The organism is Cloacibacillus sp., assembly GCF_020860125.1.
GTDB lineage: Bacteria > Synergistota > Synergistia > Synergistales > Synergistaceae > Cloacibacillus.
Genome location: NZ_JAJBUX010000097.1, coordinates 1 through 2,953, shown reverse-complemented (window position 1 = coordinate 2,953; position 2,953 = coordinate 1). Strand labels below are relative to the sequence as shown.

Genomic DNA, 2,953 nt, shown 5'->3' with positions numbered 1-2,953 from the left:
GCAGGTTTAATTGTCGAAATTTACTGATATTGTGGCATCATTCTCCTTTTTTGCCAAGATATTTTCCATAAACCCTCTTCTTTTTTTATTTTTTAACTAAAATATGGCTCTTTATAGCTTTTTCTTAACAAAGCAGCCGTCTTGCATGATGACAAACAGGTTCTCCCTGTTTTGGAAGAGGGCAACGTCATTCAGCGGGTTGCCATTTACAAGAAGTATATCGGCACATTTTCCCGCCTCGAGCGTGCCAATTTGTTTCTCCCTCTTCATCAGCTTAGAATTTTCCCTCGTAGCGCTGAGGATAGCTCCCATCGGCCCCATCACCCTTGCCTTGAGCTCAAGCTCCATAGCTTTGTAAGGCTGACCGGAACCTACCATGTCGCAGCCGGATCCAATTTTGACACCGGTCTCCATCGCGTTGTGGACCGCCTCCAGGGCCGACTCGCGTACCTGCTTCATTTTTCTCAGGAAATAGGATGGTATCCCCAGCTCTTCTCCATGTTCGGACATATAGAAATAGGTCGAAAGAGTGGGAACCAGCCAGCAGTCTTTCTCCTTCAATACCTGCGCCGTGGCCCTGTCCAGATAGTTGCCGTGTTCCATACTGTAGACGCCGGCCTCCGCGCAGAGGCGCATGCTGCTGTTGGAGTAAGTGTGTGCAAGAACGACCTTTTTGACCGCAGAGGCTTCGGCAACGACCGCTTTAAGCTCATCCAAGGAATACTGAGTGGTATCCGGCTCATCCGCGGGGCTGCCGCAGCCGCCTCCAGCCATCACCTTCAGATGGTCGGCTCCGCGCCGTAGCTGTTCCCTCGCCGCCTTTTGGACCTCTGCCACTCCGTCCGCCACACAGCCTATGGGAATCGGGGATAGCATCGGTGCGGCGACCTCAGTCGACAGCCTGACATCGGAGTGACCGCCGGTCTGGCAGATGGAGGTGCCGGACACGGAAATTTTCGGTCCCGGAACAAGCCCTCTTTCAACGGCGACCCGAAAGCCGGCGTCGGCCCCACCAGCGTCGCGAACGGTGGTGAATCCCTGCTCACCTGTATCCTTCAACACCTGCAGACATTTCACAAAGTGCATCGCCGGATAGTCTCTGCGTGGGATCTCAGCGAGGTTGTCATCAAAGAGGTTCAGGTGGATATGTGCGTCGATGAGGCCTGGCATCAGGGTGTTGCTCTTGCAGTTTACGACTTCCGCCTCTCTGAAGACAGGCGCTTTTCCGCTTCCTATCTCCTTGATGACGCCATCATCCACCGTCAGCCAGCTATTTTCGGCAGGTTCAGCGCCTGTACAGTCAAGCAGAAGGGCATTCTCAAAGACGGTGATCATTCGGCCGCCTCCATATCAATGTTCGCTGCACTGTCTATGGCGCCGGTTTTTTTGGGGAACAGGAGGCTGAATACAACAAGGGCCACAGTGGCAAGAGGGACGGCGATGATGATTCCGTTAAGGCCCATCGGCCGGTTAAGGAAGAGGTCCCAGGCAAGAATCGCCGCGCCGCCAGTCACGACGGAGGCCATGCCACCCCCGGGGCTGGCCTTTTTCCAGAAAAATGCTCCAAGCAGCGGAATCGTCACACCGGCTCCGTATATCGAATAGGAATACATCTGCATCTTCAAGACACTGGGGAAAAATACCGCCATGACATAGGAGAAGATGCCGACACAGACGATCGTTATACGTGTGCCTCTGACAAGCTCCTTATCCGTCATATCAGGTTTGAAATATTTCTGTACAATATCTATCATTATGTTTGTCGAAGCCGAAAGTATAAAAGAGTCACCAGTCGTAACAAGGAAGGCTACGCAGGCGCAAAGGATCGGAGCTCCGAAAATGAAGGGAACATAGTTGATCGCCATGCGCATTACAGCCGTATTGCCGTTGATGTTGGGCATCAGCTTAACGGCGAACATGCAGTAGCTGAGCACAAGGAAGATGACGACGCACATCCCACAGAAGAGCATCTGAGCAGATTTGCGCGCCTCCGCCGGCGTCTTGGCACATGCGTAGCGCTGAAGCTGGTTCTGGTCGCCCATGTAGAGGAAGAAGAGGGGCAGGCTGTATCCCGCAAGCTGCGTCCAGGTGAGTCCCCCCGACACACTGGCCTGGGAAGGGGAGAGAGCGGCATAGGTCGCCGCATATCCGCCGGCGGAAGAGGCCGCGAAATAAAGTCCGAAGCCCATGCCAAAGAAAATCAGCGCCGCGCTCAGGGCATCCGTCCAGGCGACGGAGTTCATGCCGGCGGTGATGGCCAGCAGCACCATTATCGCGGCCGCGATAATAACGGAATATGACTGGTCAAAGCCGATAACGATATTTACGATATATGCCGCTCCGGTAAAATTATATGAGACGATCCCGGTATAGGCCAGCAGAATGCAGATAGAGGCAAGCAGCCTTGTATGTGGACCGTATGTCTGCTCCAGGATCTCCGGGACGGTATACTTCGCCAGCTCGCGGATCTTCGGCGCAAGCCCCATCAGAACAAGGGCGCCAAGCGGCGCGCCGATGAAGAAAAAGATACCGGCCCACGGACCGGTCTTATATACAAAGTCCGCTCCTCCGACCACGGTGCCTCCGCCGAACCAGGTCGCAAGCAGCGTACCGACAAGGACGATTTTAGGAAGTTCACGTCCGGCGAGAAGAAAGCCGTCTTTATCATCGCGCGCCTTTTTACCAAAATAACAGCCTACTGCAATCATGACCAAAAGATACACCACTATCGCTATTGCGTATGACGGACCTGCTAATGCTTCATTCATAAAAATCCCTCCCTAATTTTTTTAAAAAATTGACAATAAAACATACAAAAACCTGTTCTACAGCCTCCTTTTTATTCTAAAAATCATTGTTCGGGTGGAAAAAAGCAGTTTGGGTACCTTTTTGATCCTTACAAGTTCTCTCTCTCAACTTGTAAAAATATTATATATTATATATAATATATATC

The 2,953-nt window shown here is 52.1% G+C and carries 2 protein-coding genes; both read right to left on the bottom strand.

The window, feature by feature from the left end:
* Positions 1–111: 111 nt before the first annotated feature.
* Positions 112–1,335, bottom strand: coding sequence for an amidohydrolase family protein (locus LIO98_RS12225; protein WP_291957561.1), 1,224 nt, complete (start codon positions 1,333–1,335; stop codon positions 112–114).
* Positions 1,332–2,768, bottom strand: coding sequence for a sodium:solute symporter family protein (locus LIO98_RS12220; RefSeq protein WP_291957557.1), 1,437 nt, complete (start codon positions 2,766–2,768; stop codon positions 1,332–1,334). Before LIO98_RS12220 ends, LIO98_RS12225 begins: the two co-directional genes overlap by 4 nt.
* Positions 2,769–2,953: the final 185 nt, after the last annotated feature.